At 47.8% G+C, this 21,636-nt stretch carries 17 protein-coding genes and 1 pseudogene; 5 read left to right on the top strand and 13 right to left on the bottom strand.

Annotated features, from left to right (window positions below):
* Nucleotides 1-327 precede the first annotated feature (327 nt).
* Nucleotides 328-1,959 (bottom strand): methyl-accepting chemotaxis protein, encoded by a 1,632-nt coding sequence (locus E8E00_RS14915; protein ID WP_096632275.1) that lies wholly within the window; start codon nt 1,957-1,959, stop codon nt 328-330.
* 494 nt (nt 1,960-2,453) lie between these two features.
* On the opposite strand from E8E00_RS14915, the gene E8E00_RS14920 reads away from it, so the two are divergent.
* Nucleotides 2,454-3,422: a calcium/sodium antiporter gene (locus E8E00_RS14920; protein ID WP_077639683.1), complete on the top strand. Its 969-nt coding sequence runs from the start codon at nt 2,454-2,456 to the stop codon at nt 3,420-3,422.
* Nucleotides 3,423-3,492: 70 nt separating this feature from the next.
* Here the strand turns inward: E8E00_RS14920 and E8E00_RS14925 are convergent, their stop codons facing one another.
* From E8E00_RS14925 to pnuC, 3 genes are all read right to left on the bottom strand, one after another.
* Entirely contained in the window at nt 3,493-4,173 is a 681-nt protein-coding gene (locus E8E00_RS14925; RefSeq protein WP_077663410.1) for a Crp/Fnr family transcriptional regulator, read from the bottom strand.
* 139 nt (nt 4,174-4,312) lie between these two features.
* Nucleotides 4,313-5,044 (bottom strand): nucleoside phosphorylase, encoded by a 732-nt coding sequence (locus E8E00_RS14930; RefSeq protein WP_069587890.1) that lies wholly within the window; start codon nt 5,042-5,044, stop codon nt 4,313-4,315.
* 11 nt (nt 5,045-5,055) lie between these two features.
* Nucleotides 5,056-5,790, bottom strand: a complete 735-nt coding sequence (gene pnuC, locus E8E00_RS14935; RefSeq protein WP_077639686.1) for a nicotinamide riboside transporter PnuC — start codon at nt 5,788-5,790, stop codon at nt 5,056-5,058.
* 341 nt (nt 5,791-6,131) lie between these two features.
* On the opposite strand from pnuC, the gene E8E00_RS14940 reads away from it, so the two are divergent.
* Nucleotides 6,132-6,827, top strand: a complete 696-nt coding sequence (locus E8E00_RS14940) for a VC0807 family protein (RefSeq protein ID WP_096632273.1) — start codon at nt 6,132-6,134, stop codon at nt 6,825-6,827.
* Between the two features lie 64 nt (nt 6,828-6,891).
* On the opposite strand, the gene E8E00_RS14945 is transcribed toward E8E00_RS14940, so the two are convergent.
* Both E8E00_RS14945 and E8E00_RS14950 read right to left on the bottom strand, forming a co-directional pair.
* Nucleotides 6,892-7,107, bottom strand: a complete 216-nt coding sequence (locus E8E00_RS14945) for a TIGR02450 family Trp-rich protein (RefSeq protein WP_096632783.1) — start codon at nt 7,105-7,107, stop codon at nt 6,892-6,894.
* 374 nt (nt 7,108-7,481) lie between these two features.
* Nucleotides 7,482-9,230 carry a hypothetical protein gene (locus E8E00_RS14950; RefSeq protein ID WP_096632270.1) on the bottom strand — a complete coding sequence of 583 codons (1,749 nt, stop codon included), beginning with the start codon at nt 9,228-9,230 and terminating at the stop codon, nt 7,482-7,484.
* 223 nt (nt 9,231-9,453) lie between these two features.
* Between E8E00_RS14950 and E8E00_RS14955 the strand changes: the two are divergent.
* A pseudogene (locus E8E00_RS14955) lies at nt 9,454-10,497 on the top strand (IS110 family transposase).
* 465 nt (nt 10,498-10,962) lie between these two features.
* Here the strand turns inward: E8E00_RS14955 and E8E00_RS14960 are convergent.
* The 3 genes from E8E00_RS14960 to E8E00_RS14970 all read right to left on the bottom strand — a co-directional run bounded on the left by E8E00_RS14960 (nt 10,963) and on the right by E8E00_RS14970 (nt 14,390).
* Complete coding sequence (locus E8E00_RS14960; protein WP_240531989.1) at nt 10,963-11,859, bottom strand: DUF4365 domain-containing protein; 897 nt, start codon at nt 11,857-11,859, stop codon at nt 10,963-10,965.
* 507 nt (nt 11,860-12,366) lie between these two features.
* Nucleotides 12,367-13,203 (bottom strand): S-formylglutathione hydrolase, encoded by an 837-nt coding sequence (gene fghA / locus E8E00_RS14965; RefSeq protein WP_096632264.1) that lies wholly within the window; start codon nt 13,201-13,203, stop codon nt 12,367-12,369.
* Between the two features lie 38 nt (nt 13,204-13,241).
* Nucleotides 13,242-14,390 carry an S-(hydroxymethyl)glutathione dehydrogenase/class III alcohol dehydrogenase gene (locus E8E00_RS14970; protein WP_069587906.1) on the bottom strand — a complete coding sequence of 383 codons (1,149 nt, stop codon included), beginning with the start codon at nt 14,388-14,390 and terminating at the stop codon, nt 13,242-13,244.
* Between the two features lie 146 nt (nt 14,391-14,536).
* Here E8E00_RS14970 and E8E00_RS14975 point away from each other — a divergent pair, with 146 nt between their 5' ends.
* Nucleotides 14,537-15,430, top strand: coding sequence for a LysR family transcriptional regulator (locus tag E8E00_RS14975; RefSeq protein ID WP_096632262.1), 894 nt, complete (start codon nt 14,537-14,539; stop codon nt 15,428-15,430).
* Between the two features lie 75 nt (nt 15,431-15,505).
* On the opposite strand, the gene E8E00_RS14980 is transcribed toward E8E00_RS14975, so the two are convergent.
* The 4 genes from E8E00_RS14980 to E8E00_RS14995 form a co-directional block, all read right to left on the bottom strand.
* Nucleotides 15,506-17,110: a methyl-accepting chemotaxis protein gene (locus E8E00_RS14980; protein ID WP_096632259.1), complete on the bottom strand. Its 1,605-nt coding sequence runs from the start codon at nt 17,108-17,110 to the stop codon at nt 15,506-15,508.
* A 262-nt stretch (nt 17,111-17,372) separates the two neighbouring features.
* Nucleotides 17,373-18,410: a DUF2955 domain-containing protein gene (locus E8E00_RS14985; protein WP_096632256.1), complete on the bottom strand. Its 1,038-nt coding sequence runs from the start codon at nt 18,408-18,410 to the stop codon at nt 17,373-17,375.
* A gap of 11 nt (nt 18,411-18,421) precedes the next feature.
* Nucleotides 18,422-19,480 carry an HlyD family secretion protein gene (locus E8E00_RS14990; protein ID WP_077457822.1) on the bottom strand — a complete coding sequence of 353 codons (1,059 nt, stop codon included), beginning with the start codon at nt 19,478-19,480 and terminating at the stop codon, nt 18,422-18,424.
* Between the two features lie 18 nt (nt 19,481-19,498).
* Nucleotides 19,499-19,975 (bottom strand): MarR family winged helix-turn-helix transcriptional regulator, encoded by a 477-nt coding sequence (locus E8E00_RS14995; protein WP_096632253.1) that lies wholly within the window; start codon nt 19,973-19,975, stop codon nt 19,499-19,501.
* 202 nt (nt 19,976-20,177) lie between these two features.
* Here E8E00_RS14995 and E8E00_RS15000 point away from each other — a divergent pair, with 202 nt between their 5' ends.
* Nucleotides 20,178-21,467 (top strand): alpha/beta fold hydrolase, encoded by a 1,290-nt coding sequence (locus E8E00_RS15000; protein ID WP_096632250.1) that lies wholly within the window; start codon nt 20,178-20,180, stop codon nt 21,465-21,467.
* Nucleotides 21,468-21,636: the final 169 nt, after the last annotated feature.

The following is a 21,636-nucleotide window of genomic DNA, read 5'->3' on the forward strand; positions in this document are numbered from 1 at the left end:
AAACTCAATCAAAAGGATTATTAGCTAATGTGTGTCATTTCTGATCACGTTCTACTCTCGGAAGTGACACATATTTATTATACTAATCAATATAATCTATCAGCGATTCTACATGCTATTATCGTCTATTTTTTATATCACTCTATCACAACAAAGAGAAAATAAATGGGTAGATTACGAGGTTATTTATGCCTATCCTTCGAGTGGAATTAGCCATATGCCGCAACCGATAAGTCGCAGGTCAAAAGCGCTCAAATTCCTTGCATTAATGCAAGTAAGCCGTATTCTCCTACGAGTAATACGGCTTTATAGATATAAACTCACACTTTACAGCTTAAAGAAAGCCAGTTGTTCTTTTTGCTTCTCAGCCAATAGTGATAGCTCAGCACTTGCACTCGCACTCTGGCTGATACCGGCGACATTTTGGTTGACGAGCTCAGAGATATTAACCACGTTACGATTAATATCTTTGGTGACTTGTGACTGCTGCTCTGCCGCGGTAGCAACCTGAGTATTGGAATCATTAATATCCGCAACCGACTCTGAGATAGCAACCAATGCATCACTGACACGCTGTGTCAGCTCACTATTGTGTGCCAACATCGTGATCGTCGTTTGCATGCTTTCATTGGCTAATACAGATTGATTTTGTAAATCCTCGATAATGACACCAATTTCCTTGGTTGAACCGGCTGTACGACCAGCAAGCATTCTTACTTCATCAGCGACAACTGCAAAGCCACGCCCCATCTCGCCTGCGCGAGCCGCTTCAATCGCAGCATTCAACGCGAGTAAATTGGTTTGTTCCGAGACACTGTGGATGACTTCAACGACATTATTAATTTTCTCTGATTGTTCATTGAGTTGCTGTACTAAACTTGCCGCATGATGCAATGCTTCCGACATTTGTGCACTGGCTTGAACACTCTCTTGAGATATTGTTAAACCAGATTTGGCCAACTCATCGGTCATACGAGCCGTCGAATCAGCGGCAGATGCATTATCACTGACATTATCAGCCGTACTCGACAGCTCATTCACTGCCGACGCCACTTGTTCAATTTCCGATAACTCTTGTTGTGCATTAGATTCCGCTTGAGTCATCACCGCCGCCAATTCTGTTGACGCCGATGCCACGTCTTCACTCATTCGGTTCAACTGATCGACCATGCTATGCAATTGCGTCGCGGTTTTATTGACGTCCTGACTAAGGCTTGAGATTTCGTTTTTACCCTCAACCGTTGCTCGAACTGCCAAATTTCCTTGTGCTAACTCACGCATAACGCCCTGAAGCTGCTGGATTGGTGCCACAATCATTTTTGAAAGCAGCCAAGCAATGATCAACGAAACGGCAAGCACAGATAGCACAATAACCATCGCAGTGTTTATTTTGCTTCGCTCGTATTCTTGAATCTTTGCATAGTATTTCTCTTCGCGCTCCTGGGATCTTTTACTGACATTAACAACCGTCGTCAGTAAATCAACTGCCTGAGCCCTAAGTGCAGTATTCTGCGCTGCATACTCGCGTTCAGAAACGAGGCCTTTCTCATACTGTTCTAAAAATGTGAGCATCTTCTTTGAGCTATTCACAAACTCATCGACAAGATTAAGAATATGAGGAACATCGTTTTGATAGTAATCGTCGTCTTGCAGTGTTTTTAAATGATGACCGATATCTTTTTTCCTTTGCTGTAAAGTAGAGATGAGCGCGTTTCTACGAGCTGGGGAGATAATCGCATCTGCAACCTGAAGACGCATATCATTAATATAATCAACAACATGCACTGATAGCGCATCAGTTTGATTTTGATATGATATTCTCATCACTGACGCATTTTTTAGTACACTTTCCAAATCATTTTTAACAATCCACAAACTCACTGTTAGAGCAAATGTGGCCACGAGAACAGGAAGCATAACCTGTACCCGAACAGAAAAATTTTTTAAAGAAATTTGCATACACACTGTCCAATAAAATGGCTATAATTTTCATCGAAACTAAAAACAGATATCTAAAGTTAAATAAATGTAAACCTTACTGAACAATCCCTCAGAATGAAAAACGATAAAATAATCTTTAAAAAATAAAACACAAGTTAAAAATCAAAAACAAAAAGAAGAAAAATAAAAACACAAAAATAACAACGCATTACACATGACAGTTGGCTATTTACAAAATTAGCCACTTATATTCATTCGCTATCATATGACGCAATCCAATTTTATCGATTAATAATCGTTATCACTCCTTTTTACATTTAACTGCCATTTATTTTTATGTTGCAAAGCCAAAAATCTGTGTCATTAATACGGGGCTTAACGCGACAGCAAGTTGGCGGTAGAAAACTCACCGACTAGCATTAACGCAATGAATCTTAGTTGTTTCATCCGTTCGGCCTAGGCGCGAGCACATAGGCGATTTAACGACTTTTCTTTTCAACTAAGGTGACAATATGCTGCTTGCAACGTTGGCGATTATTGCTGGGTTTGTACTTCTGATATGGAGTGCAGAAAGGTTTGTGGAAGGCGCGGCGGTGAGTGCCCATTATGCGGGAATGCCGCCTTTATTGATTGGCATGCTGGTCGTGGGCTTTGGTACATCTCTGCCAGAGATTCTAGTGTCGACCATGGCCGCGTTCGATGGTAACTCCGCATTAGCGCTCGGCAATGCGCTGGGCTCCAACATCGTGAATATTACCTTAATTCTCGGGGTAACAGCCCTGATTGCGCCCATTGCGGTCCATTCCACCATCGTCCGCACAGAGCTGCCGATTCTGTTAGCCATCACTCTTGTTATCGGGGTGATGTTGTGGAACTTCACGATTAGCTTCTACGAAGCCTTGCTGCTGATCGCAGGCTTCTTGCTGCTTATCGGCTGGACGGTGTGGCGTGGGATGCGAACCAAAGAAGACACCCTCGCCATCGAGATGGATGCCGAACTCACTCAGCAAACTCTCTCGCTGAAAAAGGCAATAATGTGGCTGGTCATCGGGCTCGCACTATTAGTTGTTAGCTCACGCATCTTGGTGTGGGGTGCCGTTGAGATAGCCCAACAGTTGGGCGTCAGCGATCTTATTATTGGCTTAACCATAGTCGCATTAGGGACCTCCCTGCCCGAGTTGGCTGCCTCGATCATTGCCGCCCGCAAAGGAGAGCACGATATTGCCGTAGGCAACGTAGTCGGCTCCAATATTTTTAACTCCCTCGCCGTAATTGGTATTGCCGGCGCCATCGAGCCAATTCGCGACATCACCGAAGAAGTCTTCTGGCGAGACTGGATGGTGATGCTCGCCGTGACGGTACTCTTGCTGCTGGTCTCAATGCGCTTTGGCAAAACGCGAGAAATCAACCGCGCCGAAGGGGGATTACTGTTTATATGCTACGTCAGCTACACCTGCTTGCTGATTTATGCCGCGCGGTAGGAGGTTACCAAGCTCGGCGAAGAACATGTCTGCGCATAAACACATTGTGCGCAGACATTGGTGTGGTCTCTCATTCATTCGCATCAATAAATGCTTTTAGCGCCCGCTCGTCAGTGATCTCTAAGCCATTTTCTGTTTTGCTAATAAGTCCCCTTTCAATCAGTTCTTTCACTGCTCGTCGGTAGACGCGGCCTGACGTGCCAAACCGCTCAGCCTCTTGGTTGACTCTGTCAAACCCACCTAACAAGGTATTGGTTTGGCTCCTGATTAAAAGGTCATAAGCGATGTTGTAGGTAATAGGATGCAGCAATCGGTTGGTGTAGATAGCCATAGAGTCTTGATAATCTTCAGCTAACGCTGACGCAAAAAACACCATCATTTCAGGCTGCTGTTGCAGCTTTTCCGTTAGCGTTTGAATACAGATGACATCAACCTGCATATGCTCGTCTGCTATCACACTCCATTGGCAAGGCGATTGAGTGAAGTACTCCATTTCACCATAAATATGGTAATCGCAGTTTGCCTCACCGAGTTGAAAACGTCGCCCATTCGCCGCCAATATACTCATCGAGACTCGGCCCACCGGCACAACGTACAAGTGCTGAAGTTCCTCACCTTGGCGGAGAATTGCTTCACCCACATCAAAGTAACGCGTACTGATTTGACACTGATAAATCAAATCACGAAAAGCGGCACTGTTTTTCTCAAGGTATGTTTTGAAGCGACCGGTTGGATAAGGCCCGATTTTCATTCTCTGCTCTCTCAGAAAATCTAATGACAACAATGTCATTTTGATTGTACCCCGTCACAACCAATAAAAAAGCGACATGGACCTGCCGCTTTGCTATGCATTGATTGGCTACGAGAAAATAGCTGAGGCTAGAGCACAACTAACCCTGAGCAATGAGCGCTTCTAACGCCGTGATTGCCGCAAGCCTTTCACCTTCCATCATCACCTTAGTCTCATCTACATACTGCCCAATGCCTTCTTTCACATCTTGTTGATAGAGAACGACATTATTTAAGATAGACGCGACATGGAGGCCTCGTAACCGACCCACCGCCAACAGGGCAGAGGTTTCCATATCCGCACCTAACACGCCTTTTTGGTTCCAGTATTGGCATATCGCTTCTTCATTATCAGTATAAAAACTGTCATGAGAGCGAACGACACCGAAATGATATCGGGTTGTTTGCGTAGATAAATAGCGTTCCATTTCCTTTAATAATTGAAGGCTCGCATAGGCTGGATAAGCCGCATCCACATAGGCCTTAGAACCGCCCTCATCCCTTACTGCCCCCTCGGCGACGATCAGCTCTCCAAGCTGAATTCCGGCTTGCATCGAGCCTGCAGAGCCAACGCGTATTACATGGCTAGCACCGCATTGCTTTAACTCTTCAACCGCAATGAGCATGGATGGCGCACCGATCCCCGTACTACATATAGAAACCGATTGCCCCTTGTATCTGCCTGTAAAAACGCGATATTCACGATTTTCAGACATCATTTCTGCATTATCCAATAATGCGGCAATACGATTGGCACGATCGGGCTCGCCACACACAATCACGCGAGGCGCAACTTGTGTTTCATCAACACCAATATGAGGTTGTTTGACCATAAAGACGATCCTCACGCTGCCGCAGTTTGGGTTAATGTTTTATCGTCGTTACGTTTAGCGCTACGCGCCCATTCCCGTGTGCCATTAGCAGCAATGAACATTAAAATCGCATACTGCGCAGACATTGCATAAACACCTTGTGTCGCGTAAATGCCCACACTAATGACGTTAATCACAACCCACAGAATCCAATTTTCCACATATTTACGTGTCATCAGCACTTGAGCAACAACGGACAGCACCGTCATCGTGGCATCCCAGAATGGGAACGCATCCGGCTCAAGCACGGGAGAGGCCAAGCTTGCGCCTAAAAGGTTTAAACCATCAACAGTGAAGCTTGCGAGCGAAAAGAAAAATGCATCAATATAGATGGTTAGCCAGGTTATCGAAATCACACTGACTGCCGCAGTCGCAATGAGCTTCTGCTTACTTAACCAACGCACCTCTAGGGTTTCGCCTTGCGCATTAGGACGGGTCCATGCGTACCAACCATAAATGTTGGCACAAAAGAAAAACAGTTGAAGCAACAGTAACCCATATAACTGAATTTGAAAGAATATCACCGCAAACAGAGTGACATTGAGCAAACCAAACAGGTAGTTAATCGTTTTCTCTTGGCTAGCAAACCAAATACACAGTAATCCAAAAACGGTTCCGAACGCCTCAATCCAACTCATCGCATAACCGTCTCCGAGTGGAATATTGACGAGGGTGTTATTAATGTCGAGCAAAGCAAATAGACTCATGGTGAGGCCTTTATTATTTTGTTGAGATTGTGCTTATATTAGGGGCGAACAGCAGATAAAAAGAGGACATTTGTCCCCTCTTGGCTGAACTCGATCATAGTTCAGATGAATATATTATTTTTGCTAGAAAAGGGCACGACACTTTGTCTGATAAGATGCCTAACGCGGCAGCGCCAGGCGTAATGCACAACGCGGCCTCATCGCTGTCTTCTTCCTCACCTATTGATTTCACACATAGTTACACAACGGTGCACGTTTGCGCTTTACATCGATTGCGGGTCGATGAACACTGCTGGGCAGAGTATAATGACACCGATATCACGTAGAGTTAGTCACACATTATGAGCAATACCACCGCGAAAAAGCCGAGTCCCCTGTTTGAAATCCTGTTCAACGTTTTCATCCCCTCGATCATCCTGATGAAGTTGAGCGGCGATGAATACCTAGGTACAGCCATGGCACTGGTCGTCGCTTTGGCCTTCCCTCTCGCTTACGGCGGGATGGATCTGGTTCGTAACCAGAAATTCAATTTTATCGCAGCACTGGGCTTTATCAGCGTATTACTAACAGGTGGGATTGGCCTACTCGAGCTCGATACCCGTTGGTTAGCCTTAAAAGAGGCACTTATCCCCGGCATTATTGGCTTGGCGGTGTTAGGGTCAACCTTTACCCGCTATCCACTGATGCAGAAGTTAATACTGAATGACACCGTGCTCAACCTCTCGTTGATCAATCAGCGTTTAAAAGAGAGCGGGCAATCCGCCGCCTTTGAGCGTTGTTTGATGTGGTCAAACTATCTGTTCGCAAGCACCTTTGTGTTCTCATCGGCGATGAACTACTTCCTTGCCACGTGGATTGTGACCAGCCCTGCCGGCACGCCCGCGTTTAATGAAGAGCTAGGCAAGATGACACTTTACAGCTACCCGATGATTGCTATCCCTAGCATGTTGATGATGTTCGGTATTTTTTACTACATCTGGCGTCAGATACGCGCGATGACAGCGCTAGAAACAGAGCAAATCTTCCATTTGAAATAACAAGCGCCACGCACGACGTTTAAAAACAGATCAAAAAAGGGAGGATAGCCTCCTCCCTTTAGTATCATTTCCATCCTTGACGCCACTTCTCGTCACTTTTGAGCTCACGCCAGTCAATCGGATACTCTTTTTTCGACATCACCGACTCGAGCACGCATAACACCACCACACCGTCTTCATCATACTCAACGTCGGAGACCAAAAAGTGCTTCTCGCGATTAATAGGTTTGACCGCCGTCCACTTGCTATTGCGTAACTTGGCTGGATTGATTTGGTTCACGCTCACCCCGTTAGATACTACATCACTTAAACATAACGATACCTAGTACGAATGGGGTTCTGTTTGGTTCAGTGGAAGGGCTCCTGCGTGGGAACGAGACAAGATAACTGGAAAACAAACGTTTAGCCTTCTTTTTGAATAGCGCCTGCTTGGGTTAACCGAATAATGTCTAATGGCCCTGTCACATGATTGGCAGGCAGCGGTGAGGCCGCAGTAAGAGACCTTCTATATGTGTTTGCCGTAAGCAATGACTTAATGGCGGAAATGACAGAACGAGTAGACGACTTTGCTGTTCGAGAGCATTGGCTGCTGCGCAGCCAAAAAAATGCTATTGCCTATTGACCAGAGAAGGGCTCATATGTGTTAAGCGCGATTTAAGACAAGCCTAACCATATATTATCCTCGCTAAATTTGTCCGAAGATTTTAGTTCTTTGAGATAAACTTCGTAGTCAATTTTTGCCATGTCGAATGCTTGCTCCAATGTACTCGCATCTAGCATCCCACACGTATAATCAAGTATTGAACTCATTGTTTGGTCTAAGTAATCGTGAGCATTTTCAATTAGTGTTTCAATGTATGATATTGAACTACCAGAATGAACAATTAAGTTTCTTGTTCGATAGATTCTCCTTAATTGCCAAGCCACTTTCTTTTCATGTAATGAAATTCTTTTTACCAAATTATCTGGTTTTTTAAACATATCGGCTAGCTCGAACGTTCGGTTGCGTAGCAAGTGAAAATCACCCAACTCGGCATATAATGATTTTAGTACACTACTATTTTCAGGAAATGCTATGAGTTCAAGTACTTTCTGATAGAGCCCCTTATCTTCAGGACTATTAATGTTTCTGAGTATTTTACTCGTTTTCTTTCTATCCCAACGAACCAAGTCCGCCGCTAGTCTTTCAACTAGCCTAGGAATATAATTCCTCAATAAGATTGGCATAATGCCATTAGTTACCTTGACAATTTTGCCGCCACCGTGGACTTGAGAAGGCACTAGAGTCTCAAGAGCTATCCACACATTTAATAGCTGGTTTTCCGGTAAGTCATTGGTTGTGCCAATTGCATGTAGATCAACAACTCTATGAAACTTAGTAAACGCATTTCCTTCCAACCCCATGCTTTTAATCATTGCATTCATTCTGGCTGAAGCATCTTTAGCACGTAGATCAAAACACTTTTCCATTGAGTTTTTAGGTTTTCGGATCAGCACGGGAGTTTCATCACAGCATTGAGTTATGATACTTTCGTCTCTCCATACAATTCTATTTTTATGGGAGAAAAGTAAAAACAAATCCCGAACCATATCTAGGTTCTTTTCAGCTTTTATTCTGGCAGCATGCCTGTCATAAGTTTCTATTCCCTTTATTTCAACCCAGACTTCATTATCATTTGGATACAAACCATTATTTTTGGCAACCTCTTCAACATCATCAGGGAGCTCATCTAAAACCTGAAGACCAAAAACAGGAATAGACTCTTCGACTTGTTTAATAAGATCAGAGACAATGAAGTAAATTTCGTAATGATGAGAAGTTACAGAAACCGAATAGAAAAAATCATCTATATCTATTAGTTCTTCTATTTCATCACCAAAAAAGAAGAATTTCTGCGTTTGTTCATATAAATGTTGTTTTGATACGCCCATATTAATGAGCGTAGATGCATAGCATCTTGCTAGACAATCAATTTTTTTCTTAGAGCCATTCTCGATCGACTCCTTGAGCAAAATTTCACAAATATCTAAGTAATAAACGGGATTTAATGTACGCTCCAAAACCTCAAGTCTTACTTTAGTATCTGACAATTTCACATTATCTCCACGAAGTATAAAACTCTCGGCAGGAGCGGTTAGCATTATCTTCACTACTGGGTCTTGCACCAAAGACCAGGATAGTTCATCAAGGACGTAAGCTAGATTTGTTGCATCGATGAGATCATCTTCGATGTCACTTATCAACTTGATGGCTTCTCTACATAAAAAGATGGAATTTAATGCAGGTGGCTTATATGTATCGAGCGTATAATCAAAAAATAGTTCGTCTAATCTTTGAGCGAAGAAAAACAAGTTAGCCAGTTCTTGTTTTTGGTGCCACTGTTTTGTTAGTTTTAACTTCAATTTTCCACCTTATTATTCATTATCATTAAAGCGCTTAACGCCCCAATCACGCGCCCAAATTGTTGGGTGCTTTTTGGTGATACACTGACGCGAAGCGGCAATCACCCAAAGCCGTGCGACGACTTGGGTCGCCTTGAATTGGTTTGATACTCATTGAGCCTTCTCCTCCAGCTTAACCAGCAGGCTAAGCTGGAAGGCGACAAATCCAAAAAGGAGAAGACTCATGAGATTTTATAACCAACAGCACGATTATTACTGCGGCATCGATCTGCATGCGCGCATTCTTTATGTCTGTATCATTGATTCTGCGGGTAACACCGTGGTTCATAAGAAAGTTGACGCCAACCCTGACGCACTCTTAGACATTCTTGCGCCCTTTCAAGACCATATTGTTGTCGGCGTCGAGTGTATGCATTGCTGGTATTGGGTGAGTGACCTTTGTCTCGATTACGCCTTTGACTTTGTGCTCGGCCATGCCTTGTACATGAAAGCCATTCACGGCGGCAAAACCAAAAACGACCGCATTGATTCCTATAAGATTGCTTCTCTTCTCAGGGGTGGTAACTTTCCGCTGGCTTATGTCTATCCAAAAGCGATGAGGGCCACTCGCGATTTGCTTCGCCGCCGAACCAAAATCATGCGTCACGGCGCTGATTTGAAAGCCCATGTCTCCAACACCTTTAGTCAGTACAATCATCCTGCACCTAACCTCCAACTGCGCTATCCCTATGCCAGAGAGGAGATTCGCAACCGCTTCAACGAACCAGCAATAAACCGCAATCTCGATATCGATTTGAACGTGATTGCCTTCTACACCAAAGAGCTGGCAAGCGTTGAACACTTCATCGAGCAAAATGCCAAACAACATAACCCGTAAGATTACCAACTGCTACAAACCATCCCTGGCTTTGGCCGCATTCTGGCACTGAGTATCTTGTATGAAATTGGCAACATCCAACGTTTTCCAACTGTCCAACAATTCGCGTCTTATTCTCGACTGATTAAATGCAAAGCCGAATCTGCGGGAAAACAATACGGGACCAATGGCAACAAAATCGGTAACGCACACCTTAAATAGGCGTTCTCTGAAGCGGCGGTGCTTTATCTTCGCGGCAATGAAAAAGCCAGGAAATACCTAAACAGATTACAAAAGCGAATGAGTAAAGCCAAAGCACTCTCTGCACTCGCCCACAAGCTGAGACGCTGCGTTTACTTCATGTTGAGGAACAAAACCGTGTTTGACGAACACAAGTTCTTACCCGAGTAAGTCGCACAATGGGGTGAGCTGAACGTCTAACTGGTGCTGAGAAGGAGCACGCCGCTGACTGAGTTCATTGGGCATTAAGCCCCAATGGTCTGCTATGCCAATGGTTGTCCAAGCCCCTTTGCTTTGATTAGCCATCCCATTGTTGCGCACCCAAGCGAACAACAAAGTTGCTTACACTCAAACCGAGCCTGAAGATAACTGGAAAACAAACGTTTAGCCTTTTTTTGAATAGCGCCTGCTTGGGTTAACCGAATAATGTCTAATGGCCCTGTCACAGGATTGGCAGGCAGCGGTGAGACCGCAGTAAGAGACCTTCTATATGTGTTTGCCGTAAGCAATGACTTAATGGCGGAAATGACAGAACGAAGTAGACGACTTTGCTGTTCGAGAGCATTGGCTGCTGCGCAGCCAAAAAAATGCTATTGCCTATTGACCGGAGAAGGGCTCATATGTGTTATGTGCGTCTTAAAGTTGTTCTAAGTATTCTTTAAGCTGCTCAAGTATCCACTTATCTTCAGAAGCAATAAAACCATTTTCATCAAGTTTATCGAGAAATTCAGTTATCTGAGGATGATAGCTAATTAAGTCCAAAATAAGTGATACAACGTCATCTCGATTCCGATCAAAAGCAAGCTTGATAGCACAAAAAATCCGGTTTAATTCTGAAAGTGTTAACAGCTTTAATCGATTTTTGAATTGTTCTTTTTGCAAATCGGAAACTGTTGGGAAATACCATGACAAGCGATAACCAACTTCACCTATAATGTCGCTATCACTATCGGATGAAAAGAATATAGATATAAGCCTTTTCCATGAATCTTCTTTCGATGATTGAGTGGAGTCAACGACTTGATCTTGAATAACGACCAGTTTCTCCACGTCCTCTTTCGTCACCGGAAGTTCATAGTATTGATGCGCTAACTTTATTAACTCGTTTAGCCCTTGCCCTATTTCAAGCACATTACTTTTATTGATTTTTTGCTTGATTATAGGTGGCTTGTCGTTTTCAAGTATCACACTAGCGTGTTTCGTAAGATCAAACCAAGACGCTTTTTTAAGGGTTGGAGAGTAAACTACACCAATAGCAGGAATACGTAATTGTTGCCAATATTCAAAATGAGCCTTACTGGATTTAAATGAGAAAATCTCTGAATGATTGTCTACAAAAGAATCTCCACTTTTAACTTGAACACCTAGTAGCATACCTGTAGCTGTGCCATCATCAGAAACTAACTCTAATTGCCCATCAACACCTACATCAGTTGATGACGTTTCTCTGAATATGACTCCGTCTGTCGAAAATACATATCCTGCATAGTGGACTCCAGCCCTACTGACCAATTCACTTTTTGGTGCTTTCACTTTCAATACTTCTCCTAAGCACATAACATTGTATTAGTATGCACGCTCGATTCTCCAAAACCGTTATACACACTCTTTTCTACCTAATAGACTGTTATTATAAGAATTTCTCACCTTTAGTGGATACTGCTCTTCCGCGAAAGTGTGCATGCCGCCTATCTCAACTCAGGCATTCACACTATCCCCAAGTATCAAGCTGTAACCTCATGACTTATAGACTCTTTTAATCATCCATTCTGGGATAGTGTGACTCTGTCACGGATAAACGTGCACGCTTTTGCCTGTATCTAGCCAATAAGCTGGTTAACCATCCATTCACCACGCTACCGCCGATCAGTTGTCGGCACCTAACACGCCATTTATTGGCTACTTTTCGCACTAGTGTATCAAGCACTGTGTTGCTTTTCGTGCGCTATTGTCCAAAGTGTTAGCCAAGCCTTGTTTTGTGAAATGGGTACAAAAAAAGCGGCCTGGGTGGCCGCTTGGGGTCTCGACGTGGTTTGTGCCCTACCGCGCAAAGCGGGTGGCGTGGAAGGCGAGGTGTTCATCAATAAAGGTATTGATGAAAAAGTAGCTGTGGTCGTAGCCGGGTTGCATGCGCAAGGTGAGCGGGGAATTGTGTTTCTCTGCCGCTTGTTTTAGGGCTTGCGGGTTAAGCTGCTCGGCCAAAAAGCCGTCTTTGTCGCCTTGGTCCACCAGCATCGGCATGGCGGTGGGGCCTTGGGCGAGCAACACGGTGGCATCATAAGCCTGCCACGTTTGTTCGTCATCGCCTAAATAGGCGCTAAAGGCCTGTTTGCCCCACGGGCACTCGGTGGGGTGACAAATCGGGCTGAACGCGGAAATGCTGCTGTAGCGTGAGGGGTTACGTAAACCAATCACTAGCGCGCCGTGGCCGCCCATGCTGTGTCCGGCAATTGCGCGCTGGTTGTTGACCGCAAAGTGCGATTCAATCAGCTCCGGCAGTTCGTGAGCAACGTAGTCGTACATCTGGTAGTGCGACTGCCATGGCGCTTGGGTGGCATTAACATAAAACCCCGCCCCTTGGCCGAGATCGTACTGATTAGCATCCGCCACGTCATCGCCGCGCGGGCTGGTGTCCGGTGCCACAATCGCCATGCCCAAGGTGGCGGCTTGTTTAAACGCGCCGGCCTTTTGCATAAAGTTTTCGTCGGTGCAGGTCAGGCCCGAGAGCCAATAGAGCACCGGCACGGGTTGTTTTTTCGCTTTTTCGGGCAGAAAGATCGCAAACGTCATTTTCCCGTTGATGGCGCTCGAGTCATGCTGCCAACGTTGGTGCCAACCGCCTGCGACTTTGTTTTCGCTTATTTTTTCTAGTTGCATGGTTATTTTACCACCGCGTTGCCACGGCGGCCGTCCTGTTATTTATCCATGTGGATCACGCTGCGAATGCTTTTGCCTTCGTGCATCAGGTCAAAGGCACGGTTCACTTCATCAAGGCCCATGGTGTAGCTAATAAATTCTTGTAGGCCAAATTCACCATCGAGGTAACGCTCGACAATGCCGGGCAGCTCTGAGCGGCCTTTTACGCCACCAAACGCCGAGCCTTTCCAGACGCGCCCTGTCACCAGCTGAAACGGACGGGTTGAAATCTCTTGGCCTGCACCGGCAACCCCAATGATCACTGACTCGCCCCAGCCTTTGTGGCAGCATTCCAGTGCTTGGCGCATCACATCCACATTGCCGATACATTCAAACGAGTAATCAACCCCGCCGTCGGTCATCTCCACAATCACCTGTTGGATTGGCTGATCGTAGTCTTTTGGGTTAATCACATCAGTGGCGCCCAGCTGCTTGGCAAGGGTGAATTTGCTCTCATTGATATCAATGCCGATGATGCGACTCGCGCCGGCCATACGCGCACCAATCACTGCAGATAAGCCAATACCGCCAAGGCCGAAAATCGCCACCGTGTCGCCTTTTTCTACTTTGGCAGTGTTCATCACCGCGCCCATGCCAGTGGTCACGCCACAGCCAAGCAGGCAGACTTCTTCGAGCGGTGCGGCTTTGCTTACTTTCGCCAAAGAGATCTCGGGCAATACCGTGTATTCCGAGAAGGTCGAGCAGCCCATGTAGTGGAAAATGGTCTCGCCGTTAATCGAAAAGCGTGAGGTACCGTCTGGCATCAAGCCTTTGCCTTGAGTTTCACGCACCGCACCGCATAGGTTGGTTTTGCCTGAGCGGCAGAATTTACACTCGCCACATTCGGCGGTGTAAAGCGGGATCACATGGTCGCCCACTTCCACGCTGGTGACACCCTCGCCGACCATTTCAACAATCCCGCCGCCTTCGTGGCCAAGAATCGAGGGGAAGACGCCTTCAGGATCGTCGCCCGATAAGGTGAACGCATCGGTATGGCACACACCAGTTGCGACGATTCTGACCAACACCTCGCCCGGCTTGGGCAGTTCAACGTCAACCTCTTCCATTTTCAGTGGTTGGCCTGGCCCCCATGCGACGGCGGCTTTGGATTTAATGTGGGTTTGTCCCGGCTTGATGGTTAGTGCCATTGCAGAATCCTTTTGAGTTCAAGGGAGTAATTCGTGTCACGCTATACTAGCTAAGTTGCTTTTCGTTATAATCCAGCAAAATTGAAAATTATTATTTCACTCACGTAATAATGCATTGTCCGATAATATAGACAGGATAGACAGTCATGGCGCCCCATTGGGAAGGATTAAACGAATTTTTAGCGGTGGCTGAGCACGGCAGTTTTACTCAGGCCGCTTATAAGCTCGACACCAATGTGGTGGCGGTAAGTCGGCGAGTTGCGGCGCTAGAGGCCCATTTGGGGGTGAAGCTTTTTCATCGCACCACCCGTAAAGTCACGCTAACGGATGAAGGCGAGCACTATTATCAACGTTGCCGTCCGCTGATGGCCGCCTTGCAAGAGGCCGAGCAAACCATTACCCAATCACAAGCGCTTCCCACCGGATTAGTGCGGGTGACGGCGCCGGTGAATTTTGGCGAACAATATATCGCGCCCTTACTGGCCCCCTTCTTGCGGCAATTTCCTCATGTGTCGGTGGACTTGCACCTGACCAATCGTCGAATTGATTTAATTGAAACTGGCACCGATGTGGCGATCCGTATTGGTCATCTCGCTGACTCCAGCCTGAAAGCGAAGCGCTTGGGTTCTCGACGGCTCTCCATTTGTGCCAGCCCAGCGTATTTGGCAGCACACGGCCGGCCGCAGACGCCAAGCGATCTCAATCGCCATGTTTGTTTGGTTGGCTCCAATGAACATTGGCATTATCAAGCGAGCAATAAAGTCCGCACCCTCACGGTTTCGGGGCGGCTGCGCTGTAATTCTGGCGTGGCGTTACTCGAGGCGGCCAAGCAAGGTATAGGTGTCGCGCAGTTGCCGCATTATTACGTGCAAGAGGCCTTAGCCGAGGGAACATTAGAAGAAGTATTGGTGGATTATCGGATAGAAGAAGAAGGCATTTGGGCGCTTTATCCACGCGGACGTCAGCTTCAGCCCAAAGTGGCGGCATTATTGGCGTATTTAGCCCAACACTTGCCTACTCAACCCGCCCCCGATTTTTAACCGCCACTCTGGAACCCGCTAAAAAATCGCCAGCACAAGGCTGGCGATCGGGTCGAAGTGTTCAAAAACGGTCGATTAGTCACGCGACGCGCGCAGTGACGTGTCCGCTTTGTTAATCGCTGAGACTTTAAACGCGCCCACATAGTGATCGAGAGTGCGTGCAAGCCCTGCTAAGTCTTGGCTACTCGCTTCTAGGCTATGGCTATCGTCCAGCCCGGCTTGCGCCGCTTGGTTAACCGTATCCATGTTGACGTTAATTTCATTGGCTACGCTTGATTGCTCTTCGGTCGCCGTTGCCACATGGGTGTTCATATCCAAGATGGTGCTCACTTGCATCGCGATGCTTTCTAGCGCCGTCAGAGCTTGCTCGGTCGCGCGGTTCCCTTCGCTGGTCAGGGCTTTGCTGGTGTCCATTGCCTCAACCGCGTTTTTCGCCTCTTGCTGAAGCTGATCAATGGTCGATTGAATCTCTTCGGTTGATTGCGACGTTTTGGTCGCTAGACTGCGTACTTCATCCGCCACTACCGCAAAGCCACGTCCCGCTTCGCCAGCGCGCGCTGCTTCAATGGCTGCGTTCAAGGCAAGCAAGTTCGTTTGCTCTGAGATGCCACGGATCACGTCCAAAATGGAGACAATCGACTGAGTGCGATCAGCCAGCGAGGTGATCACGGTCGACATGTTGTCCATCTCGGTGTCGAGTTGGTTGATGGTCTGGGTCGCTTCGGTCAAGGTTTGCTTACCGGCTTCGGTTTCGCTGTTAGCTGACGAGGCTGAATCTGCAGCGTTTGACGCACTTTGCGAAATTTCGTTGATGGTGGCGATCATCTCATTCATCGAGGTCACGACCAGCAGCGCTTGCTCGCTTTGCGATTCACCGCGTTTTAGCGATTGCGCGGCTTTGTCGCGCAGCGACTCGGCTGAACGGCCAAGCTCTTCACCGGTTTCCACTACATGTGCGATGATTTGGTCGATTTTTTCAACGAAGGTGTTAAAGGCCAACGAAATACGGGTGATCTCGTTGTTGCCAGTAACAGGCAAACGCACAGTCAGGTCACCGTCCCCTTTCGAGATATCCGCCAGCGCGTGCTCAAGGCCTTTCAGCGGCGCGAACAGTCGGCCCAATAGCCATACCAGCACGAGGGTACAGGCAATAAAAATCAAGCTAATCGCGGTCAGCTGCGCAATTGCAATGCCGTTGGCCGCGCTATCCACTTCTGTAATTGGGATCCCAACATCAAACGCGCCCCATAGGCGGCCATCGACATAGATTGGCATCATGATGTCGTACACCCACACATCTTGCACATCAGCGTACCAGCGTGAATGCTGTGGTTGACCTTGGCCAGCCCCCGCCACTGTGTAGCTGTCGGTGTAGACTTTGCCCAGTTTCTGCATATCACTGTGGGCAATAGCTTTGACGTTTTTATCAATGACGACGGCATAGCTGATGTCACTGCGTACTTTGAGACCGCTGACCATCTCCTGCAAATCGTCGGTTGGCGTTGACGAGTTCGACAGAATGTATTCGGCGCGATCCGCAAGCAGCTCTGCCTGCGCTTTCGAACGCTTGAGAATGATGTGGTCGATTTCATCGTGTGAGATAAAAGTTGTGGCGGTGATGCTGGCAATTGCCGCCACCGCAAACATGGCACACACCACAATTAAGATGAGTTTTTTCACTACGCTACCTTACTGGCAATGGGAGGGGCGGAAACCGTCAACGTCGGCGTGCTATAAGCCGGTAGCCTAATTCGGCCAAAAGGGGCGAGAGACGGCTGACTTCCTCTCTGTACATGGATGTCAGCGCAAATAATAGCGACAGCGTAACTGATAAACAAGTTACGCCTCGCAAAACTCAAATAATCATGCTCGGTTACGCACAAGATTGTATCGCTTGCATTGACGATGAAAAGCCATACCGTTCACCAATTTTTCTGACATTTTAGGCGGTCCCAAATCGCGTGGCAGGAAAGTAATTAAGCAGTTTGTGGAGCGCAAAACACAGCATTAAGGTGATTACTATCGCCACAATATTGCTGCTGACGCGGTAAAGCGCATCATACATAAAATCTTGGCTGGGACTTAAGTATTGCCCAAACAGGATCCCCAAGGTGGCCATCGCGCCAAATCCGACCCCTGAACCACTGGCTTCCTTCACATGGGCTTTGGCGAATAAAAGCGTCCCTATCCACAAAAGCGGCGCGACCAAGATCAACACCCCAAACCAGTCATACAGTATTGCTTGGCATGCTACCCCGTACGCGACGCCAAGTACCGTGCCCACCGCGCGTTTTCGCGCATAACTTAACGTGCCGTTCCAGTGCATGGGAAACAGCAATAACACGGTGGTGGCTTGTGCTGAAATGGAGTCGCGCAAATCAAACAGCTGAAAGACCACAAAGGAAATAGTCGCTAACGAGGCTCCCATTAATGCCTCGTGGCGCATACGGTGAGTCTGTTTTCCTCCCGCGGGCATGGCAGGCGGCTGACGCTCAGTCACATCCGGAATCAGCCACGTCACCAAGTAGGCAATCAATACCGAAAGGATATTGGCCCCTAAGTTACCAAAAACCAGCGTGTTAAGTGGCAAATCTGGATAGCTGGCAAAATGCAGCATAATGCTCAGGCTCAACACACTGTTGGCACCAAACAGAAAAAAGCGCCCTTTAGACATGCACGCAAATTTGTAGGTGAACAGCACAAAGACGAGCGGCGTCATCAGCCCCGGGTGTGCTCCCAATAAGCCCCCGAGCACACCTACTTCTAAGCCACTGATCACCGCGGAAGCAAGCAATTGGCGCGCCGCGCGACCGTTCATCACTGGGACTAAGCCCAGCAGTAGCATGGGGGTAACGGTAAAAAATACCCCAAAGTTACAATCAAAAAACTTGCATACCGTAAAGCCTAATGTGGCACCGGTAGCAATCCGCAAACACTGGCGCACATCGTTATCACTTAAGGGGTGATGCCATAAAGCCATCGCTCACCTCCTTAGTAGATGTAGTGCAGCAGGCTTAAAAAGCCGACTTGGGCGCGAGCGAATACGGCTCCAATCCCGCTGTCTGGCATAAGTTGCACCGTGGCACGGGCGCCGGTTGGCAGCGCATGAGGGGGCCATTCATCGAGTTGAATGTGCAGACGCATCCGCTGCGCATCACGCACCCAACGGTTCGAGTTGGAAGGCGATGCCAGTTGTCCGTTGGCATCGATCTGTCCAGCACTGACGCCCGCATCCACGCTACTCACGTGTCCCGCGTAAAGCTTGCCCGGTTCACTATCAAACGCGACCTTCACCGGCGTGCCGGTGTGCACATCGCGGACACTTTTTTCACGAAAATCGGCAATCACATCGGTGCGGTCAGACACCAACGCCATCAATGGCTGTCCAGCGCTGGCATAGGCTCCCACGTCCAATTGCAGATTAGTCACCACGCCGTCATGGCTGGCTTTTACTGTGGTGTAGGATTGATTTAATTGTGCTTTCTTTAGTTTGCTCAATGCCACTTGTTCAGCAATATTGCTGGCACCGTCACCGCCCCGTTGAATTTGCAGCGCACTGACACGCGCTTTGGCCGCTTCCCAATTGGCTCGAGCAGTATTAGCCGCACTGATTGCATCATCACGCTGCTGCTGAGAAACACCATTTTTAGCGAATAAGGCTTTTAAGCGTTTCGCTTCACGCACTTTTTGCGCCATCACCGACGCCAAGGCCGAAACATCTTGCCGTGCCGCCATCAATGACGCATCTAATTGGGCATTGGTTTGTCTGGCTTGAGCTAAAGCGAGTTTGGCTTGGTCGACCGCAATCCGATATGGGGTATCATCAATTTGGAACAACACATCCCCTTGATGCACGCCTTGGTTGTTTTCCACCGCCAAGGCACTGACCGGCCCGCTCACCTGTGGTGCTACTTTGGTCACGGTGCGTGTCACCATGGCATGAGGCGTTAATGGCATCACGTTATCCGCCAGCAAAAAATAGCCAAAGAGCAACACAAAACTGAGAGCGGCTACTTTTACCCAACGCGCAAATTTTTCATCCGGTGTCATTCGTACTTCTTACCTCTGTTATTGTTCTGTGCTCTGGTCATCTTTTGCGATGGCGGTATATTCCATCGCATTTTGATTGATGGTGACCAGCACCCGCTCCAAAGCGTCAAAATCTTCGGCGGCAATGCCCGCCAGCAGATGTTTACGCACCCGCAACACCCGCGCTTCAATGCGGCTCATTAATTCACACCCGCTTTCGGTGACATGCACGGTTCGGGTGCGCTTATCTTCTGGCAAACAGCGCCGCGTGATCAGGCCCTGCGTTTCAAGGTGTTTTAAGGTCCGCATTAATGAGCCCAGCTCAATTTCGAGCGCCTGCGCCAATTCACTTTGGCTGATGCCATCGCCTAACCGACGTAGCATCCACAGCGCACTCCAGCGTGGATAGCTCAGCCCTAATGGCGCCAGCTCAGAATCGGCGACACGACGCCATAATCGCGCCGTGCGTCCTAAATGTTCAGCAATCGACATGTGTTCAGGATGTGACGATGTCATGCGCTTTCTCCCTCAATCGAAATTACTTAGCCTGCTAAGTAATAAGTGGCAATCACTATAAAATAGTTAGCAGGCTAAGTAAATATAAAAGTGATTTGTGTCACATAACAATGGCGGGTTACTGGCGCGATAGCCGCTCGCCGCCGTTGGTTAACTCTGATAATCTAGCGCGCGTCATCGTTTTGTTTGTAAAGGAATTACCATGCAAGAACTCTGGGATCGCCATATTTGTTATCGCAGCCATCGCATTGATGTACCGCTGGATCACCATGACGCCACCAGCCCATCGATTTCGGTTTTCGCCCGTGAAGTGGTGGATACGCGCAAAAATGAACAAGATTTACCTTGGTTAGTCTATTTTCAAGGCGGGCCTGGGTTTGAGTCTCCTCGTCCGAATGGGGCAAGCGGCTGGCTAAAACGTGCCTTAGACGATTACCGCGTGTTGTTGCTCGACCAACGCGGCACGGGCTTGAGCTCGCCGGTCAATCACCAAACTCTCGCCCACCTCACGCCTGCCGAGCAAGCAGCGTATCTGAGCCATTTTCGAGCCGACAGCATCGTGAAAGACGCCGAGTGTTTGCGCGAGGCGTTAGGCATTAAGCAATGGGCGATCCTCGGACAAAGCTTTGGTGGGTTCTGTGCTCTCACCTATTTGTCGTTCTTTCCACAATCGCTATCACGCGCCTTTGTCACCGGCGGTATCCCGCCGCTCGAGGGACACGCCGATGCGGTGTATCAAAAAACCTATCAGCGTGTGGAAGACAAGAACCAGCAGTTTTTCGCCCAATTCCCCGACGCACAAGCCCGCTGTCACGAGATTGCCCAGTATTTGCAAAACAATGCGGTGACGCTGCCAAACGGTCAGCCATTTACTGTTGAGCAATTTCAAACGCTGGGGCTGAATCTCGGTCGCGGCCATGCCGGGCTGCCGCTGTATTACCTACTAGAGCGAGCCTTTATAGAGGTGAATGGTGAGCGTACTTTAAGCTACCCGTTCTTAAATGCGATGCAGGCTGACCAAGGGTATTTAACCAACCCGTTTTACGCTATTTTGCATGAATCGATTTACTGCCAGCAGCAGGCGTCGCAGTGGTCAGCCCACCGGGTGCGCGATCAATTCCCGCAGTTCCACTATCAGCCCGATCAGCCGTTCCGGTTTACCGGCGAAATGGTTTATCCGTGGATGTTTGATCAACTGGCTACCCTTAAACCACTCAAAGACGCGGCCATGTTACTGGCAGAAAAGAGCGATTGGCCGGCGCTTTATGATCTCGACGTACTCAAACGCAATACGGTGCCGCTCGCCTGCGCCACCTATGTGGATGACATGTTTGTTGAGTTCGATTATTCCCGTCAAACCTTGGCGCAGATTGCCAACAGTCAAGCGTGGATGACGAACGAATACGAGCACAATGGCATTGGCGTCGATGGTGAACGTATTTTGGATCGCTTAATCGACATCGCAGATAGCCTTGCCGCTCGCCAAGGCTAGTGACGCTCCGCTGCGCACCGCCCCAACAGTGTGTTGTCGCAGCGGAATTTTTCACCACTGCAAACTGTGATCTAATTCAAATCAAAAAATCCACGCTCAACACGTGTTACGCTCTTTGTCAGTACCGATTTAACTCGGGAAAATGCGATAAAAATCGCCCGCTCGCCTT

The organism is Salinivibrio sp. YCSC6 (assembly GCF_004916735.1).
Lineage (GTDB): Bacteria > Pseudomonadota > Gammaproteobacteria > Enterobacterales > Vibrionaceae > Salinivibrio > Salinivibrio proteolyticus.